The organism is Escherichia sp. E13S3 (assembly GCF_004212325.1).
In the GTDB taxonomy this organism is placed as follows: Bacteria; Pseudomonadota; Gammaproteobacteria; order Enterobacterales; family Enterobacteriaceae; genus Escherichia.
Map to the genome: position 1 here is coordinate 1 of NZ_RHJR01000009.1, position 18,455 is coordinate 18,455.

The window sequence follows — 18,455 nt, forward strand, 5'->3', positions numbered from 1 at the left end:
AAAATAATTTTCCGAATGCGCAACATTCAACCAAATCAGCCTGAAACTGCCAGTTTTTCGAGCGTTTTGAAGCCGTAACGCTGTAAAACGGGTAATAACTGTTCAGCTTCTGGCGTCATGTCCATGCAAAAGGCAATGTTCGCATCGGCAGATTTTGCCTCAGGAGCTTCATGTTCCAGCAGCCAGGCCGTTCGGCGGGCAATCGCTGCGCCAGAATCCACCAGCCGGGTTCCCTCTGGCAGCACCTTTAACAGTTCTTCTTGTAGTAGAGGAAAATGGGTGCAACCCAGAACAACGGTATCTGGCGGCTCTTTCATTCTTAACCACGGGCGCAGGATACGTTTTAGCGCATCCAGAGAGATTTCTTCGCCATGCAGCTTCGCTTCAGCCAGCTCAACCATTTCTGCCGAGCCCAGCATCTCTATCTGACATTCATTAGCGAAACGCGCAATTAGCTCGTGGGTATAAGAACGTTTTACCGTACCACGAGTTGCCAGCAATCCGACAATGCCATTAGCTGTCAGGCGTGCCGCTGGCTTAATTGCCGGAACGACACCGACAACCGGGAACGCAAACTTTTCGCGTAATGCAGGAAGTGAGACGGTACTGGCGGTGTTGCAAGCGACCACAGCCAGCGCAAGGGGATAACGCTCTTGCACTGCGGTGACAATTTCCACCACACGCTCAACAATAAACTCTTCGCTTTTTTCGCCATACGGGAAAGCGACGTTATCGAAAGCATAAATGTAATGGAGATCCGGTAAGAGATGTCGGATCTCGTCATAGACCGACAACCCACCGACGCCGGAGTCAAACACCAGCACGGTGGGACGTGGTTCAGAAGGTGTAGCTGCCAGACAAGGTGTATTCCCGTCCTGCAGTTTGGTAGCCATAGACTGTCTCATAATCTTTGTCGAACAGGTTGGCTATTTTACCACGAACTGTCAGGTGAGAGGTGACCGGATATGCAACCGCAAGATCCCACAAGCTCACACCGCCCATTTTAACGGTTTGATAAGGATAAGATGAGTAATCCTTATCATAGCGAGTGCCTAAATACTGATAAGTAATACCCCAGTCGAAGTCATACAACTGCCAGTCGAGCTGGTATTTCACCTGCTGTTTAGCACGGCGTAACAACGGCGTGTCAGTAATCGCGTTACGGGCATCAACATAATCGTAACTCACAGTATGCGTCAGTGGTCCGGTATCAAAATTGGCGGTCGCCTCGACACCTTTAATCCGCGCTTTCCCTTCGTTGTAATATTTCAGGATATGGTCGTCATAATCGATTAAGTCACTAACATCGTTACGATATCCGGAAATACGCCAGTTCACTCCTGCTGTTAAACCTTCAAACGCGCCTTCCCACTGTTTGCTTTTCTCAGGGTCCAGATCCGGATTACCGTAGAATCCGTACAGTTGCCCAAGATTAGGTGCCTTGTAGGACGTACCATAAGAAGCGATAAAACGATAACCTTCGATGAACTCCCATCCGACGCTGGTTTGCCAGGTTCCATGACGACCAAACTGTGAGTTATCGTCGCTGCGTGCTGCACCTTCAAAGGTAAAATCGCCGACTTGTTGCAGCCCGGTCAGATAGATGCCGGTATTACGTTGATCATATCCATCCTCAACGTAACCTGTACCTGGCGTCGTAGTCTGTTTCTGCCAGTCGACACCCGCGCCAATACTACCGTGACCAACGATGACATTGTTTGCCCACTGGACGGTGTATTGCTTCATCTCATCGAGCGTCGCCGACGAATCATAACGACCATAATGCGGATCGTAGTTGTAATCTTTGCTATGGCTATAGCTAGTAATGAGTTGTGATTTAATCAGTTCGCCGTTATAGCGCAGCCCGGCGTCCCAACTTTGACTATAGAGTTTACGGGTATCGACCAATGGTGAACCCGGAGAATAATACGCGTCATAATTGGTCCGATTATCATAGCCATAGCCACGTACAAAGCCGCTCCAGGCATCGGTAAAATTATGTTCCAGCGCACCATAAAGCGTTTTACTTAAGAAACCATCGTTATCAGGCTGCGCTTGCATTCCTGTATTGCCGTAAGCGACAACATCATAACCATGGGTATAAGCGTAATCGCCCAACAGAGTTACCCGTGTCTTATCCCCCAGTTGTTGCTGCGTAGAGACATCGTAGTTCTGATAACTATGGCTTCCCCACCCCGCTGAAATTTCCGTTCCAGGTTCATCGCGCGTCGTGATGATATTCACCACCCCACCTATTGCATCGGAACCATAAACGGCGGAGCGTGGCCCACGGATATATTCAACACGCTGGACAAGCGCAATAGGGAACTGGCTAAGGTCGGCAGAACCACTCACCCCCGCCAGATTCAGGCGTACGCCATCAATTAACACCAACACATGACTGGCATTTGTACCGCGAATAAAAATAGATGAGAGCTGACCTGAACCGCCGTTTTGGGTGATATCGACGCCCGGAAGACGGCGCAGCACATCATTAACCGAGGTCGACTGCCAGCGGTCGATATCCTGACGCGTCACAACGGTGGTTGGTGCAAGTACAGTGCTGCGCGGCTGTTCAAAACGGTTAGCAGTAACGACGAGAGTATCCGGGCTGGTATCCTGTGCCCAAGCGGAAAAGGCTGTGACGGAACACGCCGTCAGCAGCGAAGCTTTTTTAATCATTGTAAAGCATCCACAATAGATGAAGGATGCCGCAGGTTTCATCAATATTACGCGATGATGAGAACCAGATGCGACGTTGGCCGGCAGGTCTTCGGGCTTGGAGGGGTATCTGAAGATACAAAGAGATGATGACTTCCCACCGGATGGCAGTGTCCGCATAACGCAATCATCGCACCTTTCCTTACCGCTGCGCGTCAGCTCCAGATTCGCACTGGATTCCCTATTAACTCACAGGACCGGCAAGTGGATGCTACAGGTTGTAACAACTTACTGTCCAGACGTAGCTCACAAATAGGAATTCATCAAGATCTGGACATCTGATGAGCAATCCCTACAATCGCCGCGTACTTTAATTTTTCAGGATACATCATGACCCCCGAACACCTTCCAACAGAACAGTATGAAGCGCAGTTAGCCGAAAAAGTGGTACGTTTGCAAAGTATGATGGCACCGTTTTCTGACCTGGTTCCGGAAGTGTTTCGCTCGCCGGTCAGCCATTACCGGATGCGTGCAGAGTTCCGCATCTGGCACGATGGCGATGACCTGTACCACATCATTTTCGATCAACAAACCAAAAGCCGTATCCGCGTGGATAGCTTCCCTGCCGCCAGTGAACTCATCAACCAGTTGATGACGGCGATGATTGCGGGTGTGCGTAATAATCCCGTTCTGCGCCACAAGTTGTTCCAGATTGATTACCTCACCACGCTGAGTAATCAGGCGGTGGTTTCCCTGCTGTACCATAAAAAGCTGGATGACGAATGGCGTCAGCAGGCGGAAGCCCTGCGCGATGCGTTGCGAGCGCAGAATCTGAATGTGCATCTGATTGGTCGGGCAACGAAAACTAAAATCGCGCTGGATCAGGATTACATCGACGAGCGTCTGCCGGTCGCCGGAAAAGAGATGATCTACCGTCAGGTGGAGAACAGTTTCACCCAGCCAAACGCGGCGATGAATATTCAGATGCTGGAATGGGCGCTGGACGTAACCAAAGGCTCAAAAGGCGATTTACTGGAGCTATACTGCGGCAACGGTAACTTTTCATTAGCGCTGGCGCGTAATTTTGATCGGGTATTAGCCACCGAAATCGCCAAGCCGTCGGTCGCCGCTGCGCAATACAACATCGCAGCTAACCATATTGATAACGTACAAATTATTCGTATGGCGGCAGAAGAATTTACTCAGGCGATGAATGGTGTGCGCGAGTTTAACCGCCTGCAAGGGATCGACTTAAAGAGTTATCAGTGCGAAACCATTTTTGTCGACCCGCCGCGCAGCGGTCTGGACAGTGAAACCGAGAAAATGGTGCAGGCGTATCCGCGTATTCTGTATATCTCCTGCAATCCGGAAACATTATGCAAGAATCTGGAAACATTAAGCCAGACGCACAAGGTTGAACGTCTGGCTCTATTTGATCAGTTCCCCTACACGCACCATATGGAGTGCGGCGTATTACTGACGGCGAAGTAATACCCATGCCGGATGCGCCAGCATCCGGCATGATTCCGATTACTCAGCAACTTCCTGCTTACGGTTACGCATCTTCGCGCCAATCCAGAACACCATAATGACGGACAGCACAGCCGGGAAGAAGTTAGAACCGATATCCGGATATTCCGCACGAACCACAGTGCTATAAAGCAGAACGCCGAGAATAAAACAGGCAGCAGCCAGACCCGGCAAGCCGACCGGCATAGTGCGATTAAGATAACGTTGATGCAGGCAGTAAACCGTCAGCACCAGGGAAATAATCGGGAATACAGAAAATGGCACAATGGAGCTAAACAGCGCTGCGAAAGTACCATTAATCGATAAGCCAGCAACTAACGCCAGCAGCAGCGTACCTCTATCTTGATTTGCTTGTTTCATTACTCGTCCTTCACATTTCCCGGAATAATTGCGGTTTTCTCTTGTTCACGGCGATACCAGTAATAAGCCCCTTTCGAAATCATTCGCAGTTGCAGTACCAGTCGCTCTTCTAATTGCCGACGTTGTTCGACGCCGACATCCAACGCCTCGGCACCCGCGCTGAAGACAATCGTCACCATGGCTTCGGCTTGCGCTTCAGTAAACGCGCGAGGCATATGGTTTTCGAGTTCAAGATAGTCCGCAAGTTCCGCAATGAAGTGCTGAATTTCACGCGCAACGGCGGCACGAAACGCGGCGGAGGTGCCGGAGCGTTCCCGCAATAATAACCGGAAGGCGTTAGGATTATTACCGATGAACTCCATAAATGTGGATACCGAGGTACGGATCACACTCCCGCCTTTAGCGATACGCTGACGCGCCTGGCGCATAAGCTGACGCAGCATCAAACCACTCTCGTCAACCATGGTCAGACCCAGTTCGTCTACGTCGCGGAAATGCCGATAAAAAGAGGTGGGAGCAATGCCCGCTTCACGCGCCACTTCACGTAAACTCAGGCTGGCGAAGCTGCGTTCAGCACTTAATTGGCTAAATGCGGCCTCTACCAGCGAACGTCGGGTTTTTTCTTTTTGCTGCGCTCTTACGCCCATCACGATGTCTGAATCCTTGCCAAAAGTACTGCTGGCACTATACCAGAGAATGAACATACTGGATTGCTCCAGTGTTGTGAATGAACGGTAGCGCAATAAAACACATTTACTGCAACTCTTTAGCCGGTTCTTTTACAAACAGCAACGCCAGCATAGACAGCAATGTTCCCCCGCCCAGATACCACGCCGGAGCCGTCAGGCTATCCAGCAACACGATGGATTGCGTGGCGAAATATTGCGCAAAACCGCCGAAGATTGCTACGCCAATGCTATAAACCAACGCGAAGCCTAATGCCCGAATCCGTTTCGGCAACAGTTCGGAAATCAGCAACATTACCGGTACCCCACCAAGCGTGGTAAAGCTGACCATCACGAAAACGACCGTCAGCAACATGCCGGGACTGGGGTAATTCACCAACAGCCAGAACGAAGGCCAGCTACAGATCAGCACCATCACACGAGAGATTAAAATCAGTTTTTTACGCCCGACCGAATCACATAGCATCCCCACCAACAGCGCGCCCACAAACGTAATTACCCCCGCCAGTAACATCGCTGCATGAGAATAGTGTTGAGGCATTGCCAGATACTTCGCCGCCCAGGTGCCATAGTAAAAGAGGGAAATATAGGTTGCTACCGTGCTACCAATAGCGAGTAGAACGCCGTTAATGATAGTCGCTTTATGTTGCAGGAGCAGAGAGAACGCGCTTTCGCTGGCAGCAGCTTTTTTATTGTGTACAGGTTCAGGTACGTCATTTTCCAGGCTCAGACGCAACCAGCAACCGATCGGTGCTAATAACACGCCAATAAAAAATGGCACACGCCAGCCCCATTCTGCCATTACGGTTTCTGAACCTGTGGCGAACGGTAGCCAAGTGCTCAGACCTAAAGCGACAACACCACCAAAGGTCGTTGCCAGCCCCTGGGTCGCCAGCGACCAACTGCTGTAAAAACCGCGACGATTTGCCGGAGCTGATTCAACCAGTAAAGACATTGAGGCGCCGACTTCACCACCTGCCGCAACACCCTGAATCAGACGCGCCAGTACCAGCGTCGCCGTTCCCCAATAGCCCGCCGTTGCATAGGTCGGCGCAATGCCAATCATCAACGTGCCGAGGCTCATCAGGGCAATGGTGAACACCATCGCGGGTTTGCGTCCGAAACGATCGGCCCAGGCCCCGACGATAATTCCACCAAGCGGGCGCATAAAAAAACTCACGCCAAACGTTGCAAATGCCAGTAACAGCGCGACATTGTGATCAGCGCTGGGCGGGAAGAAAAGCGTACTGATATAGACCACAAAAAAGTTGTAAACGCCAAAATCAAAAAATTCGAGCGCATTGCCAAACGCCGAAGCAAAAATCACCCGCTTACCGCTGGGCTTTTTCTTCACAATCACGCTTCCATTTACGATCGCCGTCATTCCATGTTCCTTGCCAGAAAGTGTTGTTGTGTGTTGTTTTATTTATTGCAGCCAGGCTTCTACCAGTGCGCCCCAGTAGCTACATGCCGGGACCAGACTTGCATCGTTGAAGTCGTAGCCCGGGTTATGCACCATGCAGGAACCTTCCCCGACATCGCCATTACCGAACAGCAAAAAAGCACCTTTCGGCTGGGCTTCCAGCATGAAAGAGAAATCCTCACTGCCCATCAGGGGCTTGATGCCAAACTCGGCCCGATCTTCACCAAACGTTTTACACGCCACCTGCCAGGCGAAGCGCGCCATCTCCTCGTCATTCACTAATACCGGCGTACCGTTAACATGCGTAACCTCAGCCGTAGCGCCAAAGCTGACAGCCTGGGCTTGCGCCAGAGCCGGAATACGGGTCAGTAGAAGTTGTCGGGTATCGCGGCTAAGAGAGCGGACGCTGATTTTCATCTCAGCACTGTCAGGAATGACGTTAGCGGCCTCACCCGCAACAATGCTGCCAACGGTAATTACCGCCGCTTCCAGCGGATCGACATTGCGCGACACAATGCTTTGTAATGCAGTGGTGATATGTGCCGCGACCAGCACCGGATCGATGGCTTTGTGAGGAATTGCGCCATGCCCTCCACAGCCACGAACTGTGATGTGGAACTGATCCATTGACGCCATTAGCGCCCCTGGCTGGAAGAAAAACTTGCCAACCGGCAAGCCCGGCATGTTGTGCATCCCGAAAATGACATCGCAGGGGAAGTGGTCAAAAAGACCTTCTTTGACCATAATCTCGCCGCCGTTAATCATCTCTTCTGCGGGCTGGAAGATAAGACGTAACGTGCCGTTAAAACGACGAGTTTCGGCAAGATAACGTGCAGCTCCTAGTAATATCGTGGTATGGCCGTCATGCCCGCAGGCGTGCATTAAACCAGGATGTTTACTGGCCCAGGGCTTGCCACTATTTTCATAAATCGGCAACGCATCCATATCCGCCCGCAGGCCAATACTTTTCTCTCCGTCGCCCACTTTTAACGTGGCTACCACGCCGGTTGTCGCCAGCCCTTGCTCAACCTCATAGCCCCACTGGCGCAGCTTTTCCGCAACCAGAGCACTGGTTTTAAATTCTTGTAGCCCCAACTCCGGATTTTCGTGGATTTGGTGGCGGATCTCGCGCAACTCTTCCTCAAACCCACGAATGTAGTGTTCGATCATCGACTATTCCTTTATTCACTTATAAACAGGTTAATTAACGGATTTTATTGATGGTATAAATATAAATAACTTATCAATATAAAATATTTATATATTTGTTTTATAAGAATGTTTAACATAGACAATAACAAAAAAGCACACTTCGGCAAGATAAAACTATCAGCCATAAGAAAAAGCAATTAATAGCGAATTAATGGGTTAATAAGGAGGCAGACAAAGCAAAGGCCGCTCACGCTATAGCCAGATTAATGACGGGGATCAATTGGCTTACCCGCGATAAAATGTTACCATTCTGTTGCTTTTATGTATAAGAACAGGTAAGCCCTACCATGCCACATTCCTACGATTACGATGCCATAGTAATAGGTTCCGGCCCCGGCGGCGAAGGCGCTGCAATGGGTCTTGTTAAGCAAGGTGCGCGCGTCGCAGTTATCGAGCGTTATCAAAATGTTGGCGGCGGTTGCACCCACTGGGGAACCATCCCGTCGAAAGCCCTCCGTCACGCCGTCAGCCGCATTATAGAATTCAATCAAAACCCACTTTACAGCGACCATTCCCGACTGCTCCGCTCTTCTTTTGCCGATATCCTTAACCATGCCGATAACGTGATTAATCAACAAACGCGCATGCGTCAGGGATTTTACGAACGTAATCACTGTGAAATATTGCAGGGGAACGCTCGCTTTGTTGACGAGCATACGTTGGCGCTGGACTGCCCGGACGGCACGGTCGAAACGTTAACCGCAGAAAAATTTGTCATAGCCTGCGGCTCACGCCCTTATCATCCAGCAGACGTCGATTTCACCCATCCACGCATTTACGACAGCGACTCAATTCTTAGCATGCACCACGAACCGCGCCATGTACTTATTTACGGTGCTGGAGTGATCGGCTGTGAATATGCGTCGATCTTCCGCGGTATGGATGTAAAAGTAGATCTGATCAATACCCGCGATCGCCTGTTGGCGTTTCTCGATCAAGAGATGTCAGATTCGCTCTCCTATCACTTCTGGAACAGTGGCGTAGTGATTCGTCACAACGAAGAGTACGAGAAGATCGAAGGCTGTGACGACGGTGTGATCATGCATCTGAAGTCGGGCAAAAAACTGAAAGCCGACTGTCTGCTCTATGCCAACGGTCGCACCGGTAATACCGATTCGCTGGCGTTACAGAACATTGGGCTGGAAACTGACAGTCGCGGACAGCTGAAGGTCAACAGCATGTATCAGACCGCGCAGCCGCACGTTTACGCGGTGGGCGACGTGATTGGTTATCCAAGCCTGGCTTCAGCGGCCTATGACCAGGGGCGCATTGCCGCGCAGGCGCTGGTAAAAGGTGAAGCCACCGCGCACTTGATTGAAGATATCCCTACCGGTATTTACACCATCCCAGAAATCAGCTCTGTGGGCAAAACCGAACAGCAGCTGACCGCGATGAAAGTACCGTATGAAGTAGGCCGCGCCCAGTTTAAACATCTGGCACGTGCACAAATCGTTGGCATGAACGTGGGTACGCTGAAAATTTTGTTCCATCGGGAAACGAAAGAGATTCTGGGGATCCATTGCTTTGGTGAGCGCGCTGCCGAAATTATTCATATCGGTCAGGCGATTATGGAACAGAAAGGTGGCGGCAACACTATTGAGTACTTCGTCAACACCACCTTTAACTACCCGACCATGGCGGAAGCCTATCGGGTAGCGGCATTAAACGGCTTAAACCGCCTGTTTTAACGCTTTATCGAAATGGCCATCCATTTTTGCGCGGATGGCCTCTGCCAGCTGCTCATAGCGGCTGCGCAGCGGTGAGCCTGGACGATAAACCAGACCAATGGTACGGCGTGGTTCCGGCTTAATGCACGGCAGATAAACCACGCCATCACGTTTGCGCTCTGGCGGTACAGCCAGCGCAGGCAATAAAGTGATCCCGCTACCTGCGGCCACCATGTTGCGCAGCGTCTCCAGACTGGTCGCGCGGAAGTGTGTATCTTCATCCGCTCCAGCTTCAAAGCAGAAGCCCATTGCCTGATCGCGCAGACAGTGACCATCTTCCAGCATCAGCAGTTTTTCCCCTGCCAGATCGGCCATCGGCACGCATTCGCGATTAGACCACGGGTGATCTTCATAGACTGCCAACAACATGGGTTCATCAAACAACGGTACTTCAATGAATGCTTCGCTCTCTTTCACCAGCGCGAGGATCACGCAGTCGAGTTTGCCACTGTCCAGTTGCGCCAGTAACTGGTGGGTCTGCGCTTCATGCAGATACATTTCCAGCTTCGGAAAGGTCTGGTGCAGCATCGGGATAATATGCGGTAGCAGGTACGGTCCAACCGTAGGAATCAAACCAATATGCAGCGGTCCGGACATCGTCTCCCCCTGCTGGCTTGCCATCTCTTTAAGGACTTTCACCTCGCGCAGCACGGTACGCGCCTGATCCACCAGCAGCATTCCCGCCTGGGTGAACAACACTTTACGGCTGGTCCGCTCCAGCAACATCACGCCCAGCTCATCTTCCAGCTTACGAATTTGCCCGCTAAGCGTCGGCTGGCTAACGTGGCAGGAGTCTGCCGCACGCCGAAAATGGCGGTGTTCAGCCAATGCCACCAGGTACTCAAGATCACGAATATTCATTATCCATCCTCCATCGCCACGATAGTTCATGGCGATAGGTAGCATAGCAACGAACGATTATCCCTATCAAGCATTGTGACTGATAATTGCGCACAGAAACGGAGCGGCACCTCTTTTAACCCTTGAAGTCACTGCCCGTTTCGAGAGTTTCTCAACTCGAATAACTAAAGCCAACGTGAACTTTTGCGGATCTCCAGGATCCGCTTTTTTTTGCCATAAAAAAGCCCGGCGATAAGCCAGGCTCAAATTTGTACATATAAATGTTCTTACCCCAACCGCGCCCTTGCAAAAGCAATCGCCTGGGCCACCTGCTGCGGTGAGACGCCGCCTTTTGCCGCACGCTTGTCGAGGCACGATTGTAGCGACAGAATCGGATAGACATCTTCGCCAATCACGTGGCTGAATTTCTGCAACTCACTGAGTGGCAGATCTTCCAGCGGTTTGCCCTGACGAATGGCTTCCACCACCGCTTCACCCACGATATGGTGCGCCTCGCGGAACGGTACGCCTTTCGCCACCAGGTAATCCGCCAGTTCAGTGGCGTTCGCGTAACCTTGCTGCGCCGCTTCCTGGCAACGCGGACGTTTCACCTGAATGCCGTCCAGCACCAGCGCCGCCATATGCAGGCAGTCCAGCCAGGTGTCGAGCGCGTCGAACAGACCTTCTTTGTCTTCCTGCATATCTTTGTTGTAAGCCAGCGGCAAACCTTTTAGCGTCATCATCATGCCGGTTAACGCACCCTGCACACGACCGCATTTACCGCGAATCAGCTCCAGCGCATCCGGATTTTTCTTCTGCGGCATTAATGATGAACCTGAAGTCACGCGGTCAGAAAGCTCCACAAATCCCGCTTCGCCGGTGTTAAAGAAAATCAGATCTTCAGCAAAACGCGACAGATGCACCATGCCGATAGCGGCAGCAGAAAGCAGTTCCAGCACATGATCACGGTCAGAAACGCTGTCGAGACTGTTACGTGTCGCCGAAGCAAAACCCAGCCAGCCGGCTAACTGTTCACGGTCGATTTCATAGGCCGTTCCCGCCAGTGCGCCACAGCCTAACGGGCTGACATCCAGACGCTTAAGCGCGTCCTGCAAACGGCTTTCATCACGCGCCAGCATCTCAACATACGCCAGGCACCAGTGAGCGAACGTCACCGGCTGGGCGCGTTGCAGGTGAGTGTAACCTGGCATCACCGCGTCCTGATTGTTTTGTGCGGTCTCGACCAGAGCGGATTGTAACTGCCGGTTAGCCGTCAGTAACTCGCTAACGGTATCTTTGCACCACAGTTTCAGGTCTGTCGCTACCTGATCATTACGGCTACGCCCGGTATGCAATTTTTTGCCTAACTGGCCCACTTTGTCGATCAGTTTGCCTTCCACCCAGCTATGGATATCTTCGGCATCGCTTTCAAGGATTTGTTGTGGCCTGGCGCGAACATCTTCCAGCAGCACGTTCAGCGCCTCTTCCAGTTGCGCCTGCTCTTCTGCGGTTAACACGCCGACCGTTACCAGGGCTTTGGACCAGGCCACAGAGCCAACAATATCCTGCTCCGCCAGACGGTAATCAAAGCGCAGTGAGTCGTTGAATTGTTTGAACCGTTGATCTGCTGCCTGGGTAAAACGCCCGCCCCAAAGTGCCATAACTCTGTTTCCTTATGTTGAAATTCAATGCCGGAAAGCTGCGCCTCCGGCCAACAAAACTTAAGCTAAAATCCGCGTACCCATCGGCATACCGTTAAACAGTGCCGGAAGTTGTTCCGCATGACGCCAGGAGGCGATATCTACCGGACGGCCCAGCGTGCGCGCAGCATCCAGCGCCGCGTTCACTTTCACTATCATGCCGTCGGTAATAATGCCCTGCTCAATCAGTTGTTCTGCTTTCGCGGCGGTCATTTCGGCAATGCGTTGCCCTTTACCGTCGAGAATGCCGCTGACGTCGGAGAGCAAAATCAGATCTGCGCCCAGCGTTGCCGCCAGCGCCGTCGCCGCCTGGTCGGCATTGACGTTCATCAGTTGTCCTTCGTCCGTTACGCCAATGGAGCTGACCACCGGCAGATAACCGTTTTCCAGCAACGTATTGATAAGCTTAGGCGAACCTGGCTGCGCCAGTCCAACATGGCCTAACTCTTCATCAAGCTGGGTCACTTTTACGCTGTCGCCATCACCAAGAAACAAGCCTACGGCTGCAATCTGATGTTTCTTCGCCCACGCCAGCAGGGTTTTATTTGCCGTTCCCGCCAGCGCTCCGGTGATAATGTCTATCTGATCCGCAGGCGTCACCCGCAGGCCATTTTTCTTTTTCACCGGCAGGTTCAGCCCTTTCATTAGTTCATCCACCACGCAGCCGCCGCCGTGAACAATCACCAGCGGACGCTGATGTGACTCACGATATTTCACCAGTGCGCTGAACAGCCGTTCCAGCGCCTCTTCGCTATCCAGCAGTACGCCGCCCAGCTTGATAATTAATGGATTCATCATTGCACCCTTAAATAAGAGACTGCGTTTGGGCATAGCCGAAACGAATATTGGCACACTGGATTGCCTGTGCCGCCGCGCCTTTCAGTAAGTTATCTTCGGTCGCCACAATAATCAGATGCTCGCCCTGAACGGCAAATCCGATATCGCAAAACGGCAGCCCGACGACATTTTTTAGTGCCGGAACGCCTTTGTCATACAACCGCACCAACGGTTTTTGGGCATACGCCTGCTGCAATGCTTGCGCGACTTGCGCCTGGTTCACGCCAGGCTTCAGGCGGCAAGTAATGGTTTCGAGAATGCCGCGCGGGAAATTGCCCAGATGCGGGGTGAAGATAACGTCAGCACCGAGGTGTGTGGCGATCTCTGGTTGATGGCGATGAGTAAAGACGCCATACGGTTGCAGGCTAACTTCACAAAAGCTGTTTGAAATCGCTGCCTTACGTCCTGCACCGCTCACGCCGCTGGTGGCGTTAATCACCGGCCACTGATTAAGGTCAAGAAGATCGGCATCAATCAACGGTTTCAGCGCCAGCTGTGCCGCCGTCGGATAACAGCCCGGCACCGCAATCAAATTCGCTTCTTTTAATTTATTGCCACACCACTCCGCCAGGCCATAGACCGCCTGCTCAAGCAATGCTGGGTATTGATGGGTAAAGCCGTAATATTTTTCATAGAAGGCGGCGTCGTTAACGCGAAATGCGCCGGAAAGGTCGAACACCACACAGCCCGCTTCAAGAAATTGCGGCGCTAAATCGTGGCTAACTTCATGGGCGGTGGCGAGAAACACCACATCCACCCCTGGGCTAAACTCGCTGATATCCGACATCGGCTGCAACGGCAGATCAACGATGCCTTTGAGCTGCGGATGCAAATCGGAGATTAACTTTCCCGCATCATTGCTTTGCGCTGAGACAGTCAAAGCGGTTATGTTCATATGCGGATGGCGATTTACATAGGTTACTAGCTCTGCGCCAGCGTAGCCGCTGGCACCCACAATCAGCGTATTTAACATCGGGGCTATTCACCTTCTTATGTCTGGTTGCCAGGTTAAACGTAAAACATTCACCTTACGGCGGGTGGGTTTTATTACGCTCAACGTTAGTGTATTTTTATTCATAAATACTGCATGAATATTGATACTATCATGACCAGAGGTGTGTCAACAATGAAAAACAAATTACCGCCATTTATCGAGATTTACCGTGCTCTGATTGCCACACCTTCAATAAGCGCCACGGAAGAGGCACTCGATCAAAGCAATGCAGATTTAATCACTCTGCTGGCGGACTGGTTTAAAGATTTGGGCTTCAATGTGGAAGTGCAGCCTGTGCCAGGAACTCGCAACAAATTTAATATGCTGGCCAGTTGCGGACAGGGGGCTGGCGGCTTGTTGCTGGCGGGGCATACCGATACGGTGCCATTTGATGACGGTCGCTGGACGCGCGATCCGTTTACGCTGACGGAGCATGACGGCAAGCTTTACGGCTTAGGCACCGCCGACATGAAAGGCTTCTTTGCGTTTATCCTCGATGCATTACGCGATGTCGACGTCACGAAACTGAAAAAACCGCTCTACATTCTGGCGACTGCCGATGAAGAAACCAGTATGGCCGGAGCGCGTTATTTTGCCGAAACTACCGCCCTGCGACCGGATTGCGCCATCATTGGCGAACCGACGTCGCTGCAACCAGTACGCGCGCATAAAGGCCACATCTCAAATGCCATTCGCATTCTGGGTCAGTCGGGCCACTCCAGCGATCCGGCGCGCGGAGTTAACGCTATCGAACTGATGCACGACGCCATCGGCCATATTTTGCAATTACGCGATAACCTGAAAGAACGTTATCACTACGAAGCGTTTACCGTGCCATACCCCACGCTCAACCTCGGGCATATTCACGGCGGCGATGCATCTAACCGTATTTGTGCCTGCTGTGAGTTGCATATGGATATTCGTCCGCTGCCGGGCATGACACTTAATGAACTTAATGGCCTACTCAACGACGCGCTGGCTCCGGTGAGCGAACGCTGGCCGGGCCGTCTAACGGTCGAAGAGTTGCACCCACCGATCCCAGGCTATGAATGCCCGCCAAATCATCAACTGGTTGAAGTGGTTGAGAAATTGCTCGGTGCAAAGACCGAAGTGGTGAACTACTGTACTGAAGCACCGTTTATTCAGACGCTATGCCCGACGCTGGTGCTAGGCCCGGGCTCAATCAATCAAGCCCATCAGCCTGATGAATATCTGGAGACGCGTTTTATCAAGCCCACCCGTGAATTGATTACCCAGGTGATTCACCATTTTTGCTGGCATTAAAACGTAGACCGGATAAGGCGCTCGCGCCGCATCCGGCACCGTTGCCAAACTCCGGTGCCGCAATAATGTCGGATGCGATGCTTGCGCATCTTATCCGACCTACAGTGACTCAAACGATGCCCAACCGTAGGCCGGATAAGGCGCTTGCGCCGCATCCGGCACCGTTGCCAAACTCCAGTGCCGCAATAATGTCGGATGCGATGCTTGCGCATCTTATCCGACCTACACCTTTGGTGTTATGTATGGCGATTTTTTAACATTCCCATAAGTTACGCTTATTTAAAACGTTGTGAATTTAATGGCGTAAATTCCTGCTATTTATTCGTTTGCTGAAGCGATTTCGCAGCATTTGACGTCACCGCTTTTACGTGGCTTTATAAAAGACGACGAAAAGCAAAGCCCGAGCATATTCGCGCCAATGCGACGTGAAGGATACAGGGCTATCAAACGATAAGATGGGTGTCTGGGGTAATATGAACGAACAATATTCCGCATTGCGTAGTAATGTCAGTATGCTCGGCAAAGTGCTGGGAGAAACCATCAAGGATGCGTTAGGAGAACACATTCTTGAACGCGTAGAAACTATCCGTAAGTTGTCCAAATCTTCACGCGCTGGCAATGATGCTAACCGCCAGGAGTTACTCACCACCTTACAAAATTTGTCGAACGACGAGCTGCTGCCCGTTGCGCGTGCGTTTAGTCAGTTCCTGAACCTGGCCAACACCGCCGAGCAATACCACAGCATTTCGCCGAAAGGCGAGGCTGCCAGCAATCCGGAAGTGATCGCCCGCACCCTGCGTAAACTGAAAAACCAGCCGGAACTGAGCGAAGACACCATCAAAAAAGCAGTGGAATCGCTGTCGCTGGAACTGGTCCTCACGGCTCACCCAACCGAAATTACCCGTCGGACACTGATCCACAAAATGGTGGAAGTGAACGCCTGCTTAAAACAGCTCGATAACAAAGATATCGCCGACTACGAACACCACCAGCTGATGCGCCGCCTGCGCCAGTTGATTGCTCAGTCCTGGCATACTGATGAAATCCGTAAGCTGCGTCCAAGCCCGGTAGATGAAGCCAAATGGGGCTTTGCCGTAGTGGAAAACAGCCTGTGGCAAGGCGTACCAAATTACCTGCGCGAACTGAACGAACAACTGGAAGAAAACCTCGGCTATAAGCTGCCGGTCGAATTTGTTCCGGTACGCTTTACCTCGTGGATGGGCGGCGACCGCGACGGCAACCCTAATGTAACCGCCGATATCACCCGCCGTGTCCTGCTGCTCAGTCGCTGGAAAGCCACCGACCTGTTCCTGAAAGATATTCAGGTTCTGGTTTCTGAACTGTCGATGGTTGAGGCCACCCCAGAACTGCTGGCGCTGGTCGGCGAAGAAGGTGCCGCAGAACCGTATCGCTATCTGATGAAAAACCTGCGTTCTCGCCTGATGGCGACACAGGCCTGGCTGGAGGCGCGTCTGAAAGGCGAAGAACTGCCAAAACCAGAAGGCCTGCTGACGCAGAACGAAGAACTGTGGGAGCCGCTCTACGCTTGCTACCAGTCACTTCAGGCATGTGGCATGGGTATTATCGCCAACGGCGATCTGCTCGACACCCTGCGCCGCGTGAAATGTTTCGGCGTACCGCTGGTGCGTATTGATATCCGTCAGGAGAGCACCCGCCATACCGAAGCGCTGGGCGAGCTGACCCGCTATCTCGGTATCGGCGATTATGAAAGCTGGTCAGAGGCCGACAAGCAGGCATTCCTGATCCGCGAACTGAACTCCAAACGTCCGCTTCTGCCGCGCAACTGGCAACCAAGCGCTGAAACGCGCGAAGTACTTGATACCTGTCAGGTGATTGCCGAAGCGCCGCAAGGCTCTATTGCCGCCTACGTGATCTCGATGGCGAAAACGCCGTCCGACGTACTGGCCGTCCACCTGCTGCTGAAAGAAGCGGGTATCGGGTTTGCGATGCCAGTCGCACCGCTGTTTGAAACTCTCGATGACCTGAACAACGCCAACGATGTCATGACCCAACTGCTAAATATCGACTGGTATCGCGGTCTGATTCAGGGCAAACAGATGGTGATGATTGGCTATTCCGACTCAGCAAAAGATGCGGGCGTGATGGCGGCCTCCTGGGCGCAATATCAGGCACAGGACGCGTTAATCAAAACCTGCGAAAAAGCGGGTATTGAACTGACGCTGTTCCATGGTCGCGGTGGTTCCATTGGTCGCGGCGGCGCACCTGCCCATGCGGCACTGCTGTCGCAACCGCCGGGAAGCCTGAAAGGCGGCCTGCGAGTAACCGAGCAGGGCGAGATGATCCGCTTTAAATACGGTCTGCCAGAAATCACCGTTAGCAGCTTGTCGCTGTACACCGGGGCGATTCTGGAAGCTAACCTGCTGCCACCACCGGAGCCGAAAGAGAGCTGGCGTCGCATTATGGATGAACTGTCGGTCATCTCCTGCGATGTCTACCGCGGATACGTGCGTGAAAACAAAGACTTTGTCCCTTACTTCCGCTCCGCTACGCCGGAACAGGAACTGGGTAAACTGCCATTAGGTTCACGCCCGGCGAAACGTCGCCCAACCGGCGGCGTCGAGTCTCTGCGCGCTATTCCGTGGATTTTTGCCTGGACACAAAACCGCCTGATGCTCCCCGCCTGGCTAGGTGCAGGTACAGCGCTGCAAAAAGTGGTGGAAGATGGCAAACAGAGCGAACTGGAAGCCATGTGCCGCGACTGGCCGTTCTTCTCAACGCGTCTGGGTATGCTGGAAATGGTATTCGCCAAAGCAGATCTGTGGCTGGCGGAATACTATGACCAACGCCTGGTCGACAAAGCACTGTGGCCGTTAGGTAAAGAGTTACGCAATCTGCAAGAAGAAGACATCAAAGTGGTGCTGGCGATTGCCAACGACTCCCATCTGATGGCCGATCTACCGTGGATTGCCGAGTCTATTCAGCTACGAAATATATACACTGACCCGCTGAACGTACTGCAGGCAGAGTTGCTGCATCGTTCGCGCCAGGCTGAAAAAGAAGGACAGGAGCCGGATCCCCGCGTCGAACAAGCGTTGATGGTCACTATTGCCGGAATTGCAGCAGGTATGCGTAATACTGGCTAACACCCCTCCTCTATCAACCCTCGTGCAATAGCGCGAGGGTTTTCTGAAATACTTCTGTTCTAACACCTTCGTTTTC

Annotated in this window: 14 protein-coding genes and 1 riboswitch; of the genes, 4 read left to right on the top strand and 10 right to left on the bottom strand. The window is 52.2% G+C overall.

Features of this window, described 5'->3' with window-relative positions; all coding sequences use genetic code 11:
• Window positions 1–35 precede the first annotated feature (35 nt).
• Both murI and btuB read right to left on the bottom strand, forming a co-directional pair.
• A complete protein-coding gene (gene murI, locus D9597_RS10265; protein ID WP_130222316.1) occupies window positions 36–893 on the bottom strand; it encodes a glutamate racemase in 858 nt (285 codons plus the stop codon).
• Complete coding sequence (btuB, locus tag D9597_RS10270) at window positions 838–2,682, bottom strand: TonB-dependent vitamin B12 receptor BtuB (RefSeq protein ID WP_130222318.1); 1,845 nt, start codon at window positions 2,680–2,682, stop codon at window positions 838–840. The genes murI and btuB overlap by 56 nt, the downstream gene beginning before the upstream one ends.
• A gap of 64 nt (window positions 2,683–2,746) precedes the next feature.
• A riboswitch (cobalamin riboswitch) is annotated at window positions 2,747–2,938 on the bottom strand.
• A 113-nt stretch (window positions 2,939–3,051) separates the two neighbouring features.
• Between btuB and trmA the strand changes: the two genes are divergently transcribed.
• Window positions 3,052–4,152 (top strand): tRNA (uridine(54)-C5)-methyltransferase TrmA, encoded by a 1,101-nt coding sequence (gene trmA / locus D9597_RS10275; protein ID WP_000187026.1) that lies wholly within the window; start codon window positions 3,052–3,054, stop codon window positions 4,150–4,152.
• A 39-nt stretch (window positions 4,153–4,191) separates the two neighbouring features.
• Here trmA and D9597_RS10280 read toward each other — a convergent pair whose 3' ends face one another.
• The 4 genes from D9597_RS10280 to D9597_RS10295 all read right to left on the bottom strand — a co-directional run bounded on the left by D9597_RS10280 (window position 4,192) and on the right by D9597_RS10295 (window position 7,830).
• Window positions 4,192–4,551 carry a YijD family membrane protein gene (locus D9597_RS10280; protein ID WP_000806411.1) on the bottom strand — a complete coding sequence of 120 codons (360 nt, stop codon included), beginning with the start codon at window positions 4,549–4,551 and terminating at the stop codon, window positions 4,192–4,194.
• On the bottom strand, window positions 4,551–5,201 hold the full coding sequence (gene fabR, locus D9597_RS10285) for an HTH-type transcriptional repressor FabR (RefSeq protein WP_001309117.1): 651 nt from the start codon (window positions 5,199–5,201) through the stop codon (window positions 4,551–4,553). The genes D9597_RS10280 and fabR overlap by 1 nt, the downstream gene beginning before the upstream one ends.
• Window positions 5,202–5,304: 103 nt before the next feature.
• Window positions 5,305–6,621, bottom strand: a complete 1,317-nt coding sequence (locus tag D9597_RS10290) for a citrate-proton symporter (protein WP_130206540.1) — start codon at window positions 6,619–6,621, stop codon at window positions 5,305–5,307.
• Between the two features lie 42 nt (window positions 6,622–6,663).
• Entirely contained in the window at window positions 6,664–7,830 is a 1,167-nt protein-coding gene (locus tag D9597_RS10295) for a M20 aminoacylase family protein (RefSeq protein WP_130222320.1), read from the bottom strand.
• Between the two features lie 329 nt (window positions 7,831–8,159).
• Between D9597_RS10295 and sthA the strand changes: the two genes are divergently transcribed.
• Entirely contained in the window at window positions 8,160–9,560 is a 1,401-nt protein-coding gene (gene sthA, locus D9597_RS10300; protein WP_001120822.1) for a Si-specific NAD(P)(+) transhydrogenase, read from the top strand.
• Here the strand turns inward: sthA and oxyR are convergent.
• The 4 genes from oxyR to argC form a co-directional block, all read right to left on the bottom strand.
• Window positions 9,543–10,460: a DNA-binding transcriptional regulator OxyR gene (gene oxyR, locus D9597_RS10305; protein WP_130206544.1), complete on the bottom strand. Its 918-nt coding sequence runs from the start codon at window positions 10,458–10,460 to the stop codon at window positions 9,543–9,545. The two genes, sthA and oxyR, sit on opposite strands and share 18 nt — an antisense overlap.
• A 266-nt stretch (window positions 10,461–10,726) precedes the next feature.
• The gene (gene argH, locus D9597_RS10310) at window positions 10,727–12,100 is read right to left on the bottom strand and encodes an argininosuccinate lyase (RefSeq protein ID WP_130222322.1); all 1,374 of its coding nucleotides are present in this window, start codon (window positions 12,098–12,100) and stop codon (window positions 10,727–10,729) included.
• Window positions 12,101–12,160: 60 nt separating this feature from the next.
• Entirely contained in the window at window positions 12,161–12,937 is a 777-nt protein-coding gene (gene argB, locus D9597_RS10315) for an acetylglutamate kinase (protein ID WP_130206548.1), read from the bottom strand.
• 7 nt (window positions 12,938–12,944) lie between these two features.
• On the bottom strand, window positions 12,945–13,949 hold the full coding sequence (argC, locus tag D9597_RS10320) for an N-acetyl-gamma-glutamyl-phosphate reductase (protein ID WP_130222324.1): 1,005 nt from the start codon (window positions 13,947–13,949) through the stop codon (window positions 12,945–12,947).
• Window positions 13,950–14,102: 153 nt separating this feature from the next.
• On the opposite strand from argC, the gene argE reads away from it, so the two are divergent.
• Together argE and ppc are read left to right on the top strand one after the other, a co-directional pair.
• Window positions 14,103–15,254: an acetylornithine deacetylase gene (argE, locus tag D9597_RS10325; protein ID WP_130222326.1), complete on the top strand. Its 1,152-nt coding sequence runs from the start codon at window positions 14,103–14,105 to the stop codon at window positions 15,252–15,254.
• Window positions 15,255–15,727: 473 nt separating this feature from the next.
• A complete protein-coding gene (gene ppc, locus D9597_RS10330) occupies window positions 15,728–18,379 on the top strand; it encodes a phosphoenolpyruvate carboxylase (protein WP_130222328.1) in 2,652 nt (883 codons plus the stop codon).
• Window positions 18,380–18,455 lie beyond the last annotated feature (76 nt).

Excerpts from the sequence above, each read along its gene's own strand:
- btuB (WP_130222318.1), bottom strand. The coding sequence starts at position 2,682 with ATGATTAAAAAAGCTTCGCTGCTGACGGCGTGTTCCGTCACAGCCTTT.
- argB (WP_130206548.1), bottom strand. The coding sequence starts at position 12,937 with ATGATGAATCCATTAATTATCAAGCTGGGCGGCGTACTGCTGGATAGC.
- D9597_RS10290 (WP_130206540.1), bottom strand. The coding sequence starts at position 6,621 with ATGACGGCGATCGTAAATGGAAGCGTGATTGTGAAGAAAAAGCCCAGC.
- trmA (WP_000187026.1), top strand. The coding sequence starts at position 3,052 with ATGACCCCCGAACACCTTCCAACAGAACAGTATGAAGCGCAGTTAGCC.
- sthA (WP_001120822.1), top strand. The coding sequence starts at position 8,160 with ATGCCACATTCCTACGATTACGATGCCATAGTAATAGGTTCCGGCCCC.
- argC (WP_130222324.1), bottom strand. The coding sequence starts at position 13,949 with ATGTTAAATACGCTGATTGTGGGTGCCAGCGGCTACGCTGGCGCAGAG.
- D9597_RS10280 (WP_000806411.1), bottom strand. The coding sequence starts at position 4,551 with ATGAAACAAGCAAATCAAGATAGAGGTACGCTGCTGCTGGCGTTAGTT.
- murI (WP_130222316.1), bottom strand. The coding sequence starts at position 893 with ATGGCTACCAAACTGCAGGACGGGAATACACCTTGTCTGGCAGCTACA.
- argE (WP_130222326.1), top strand. The coding sequence starts at position 14,103 with ATGAAAAACAAATTACCGCCATTTATCGAGATTTACCGTGCTCTGATT.
- D9597_RS10295 (WP_130222320.1), bottom strand. The coding sequence starts at position 7,830 with ATGATCGAACACTACATTCGTGGGTTTGAGGAAGAGTTGCGCGAGATC.
- oxyR (WP_130206544.1), bottom strand. The coding sequence starts at position 10,460 with ATGAATATTCGTGATCTTGAGTACCTGGTGGCATTGGCTGAACACCGC.
- ppc (WP_130222328.1), top strand. The coding sequence starts at position 15,728 with ATGAACGAACAATATTCCGCATTGCGTAGTAATGTCAGTATGCTCGGC.
- argH (WP_130222322.1), bottom strand. The coding sequence starts at position 12,100 with ATGGCACTTTGGGGCGGGCGTTTTACCCAGGCAGCAGATCAACGGTTC.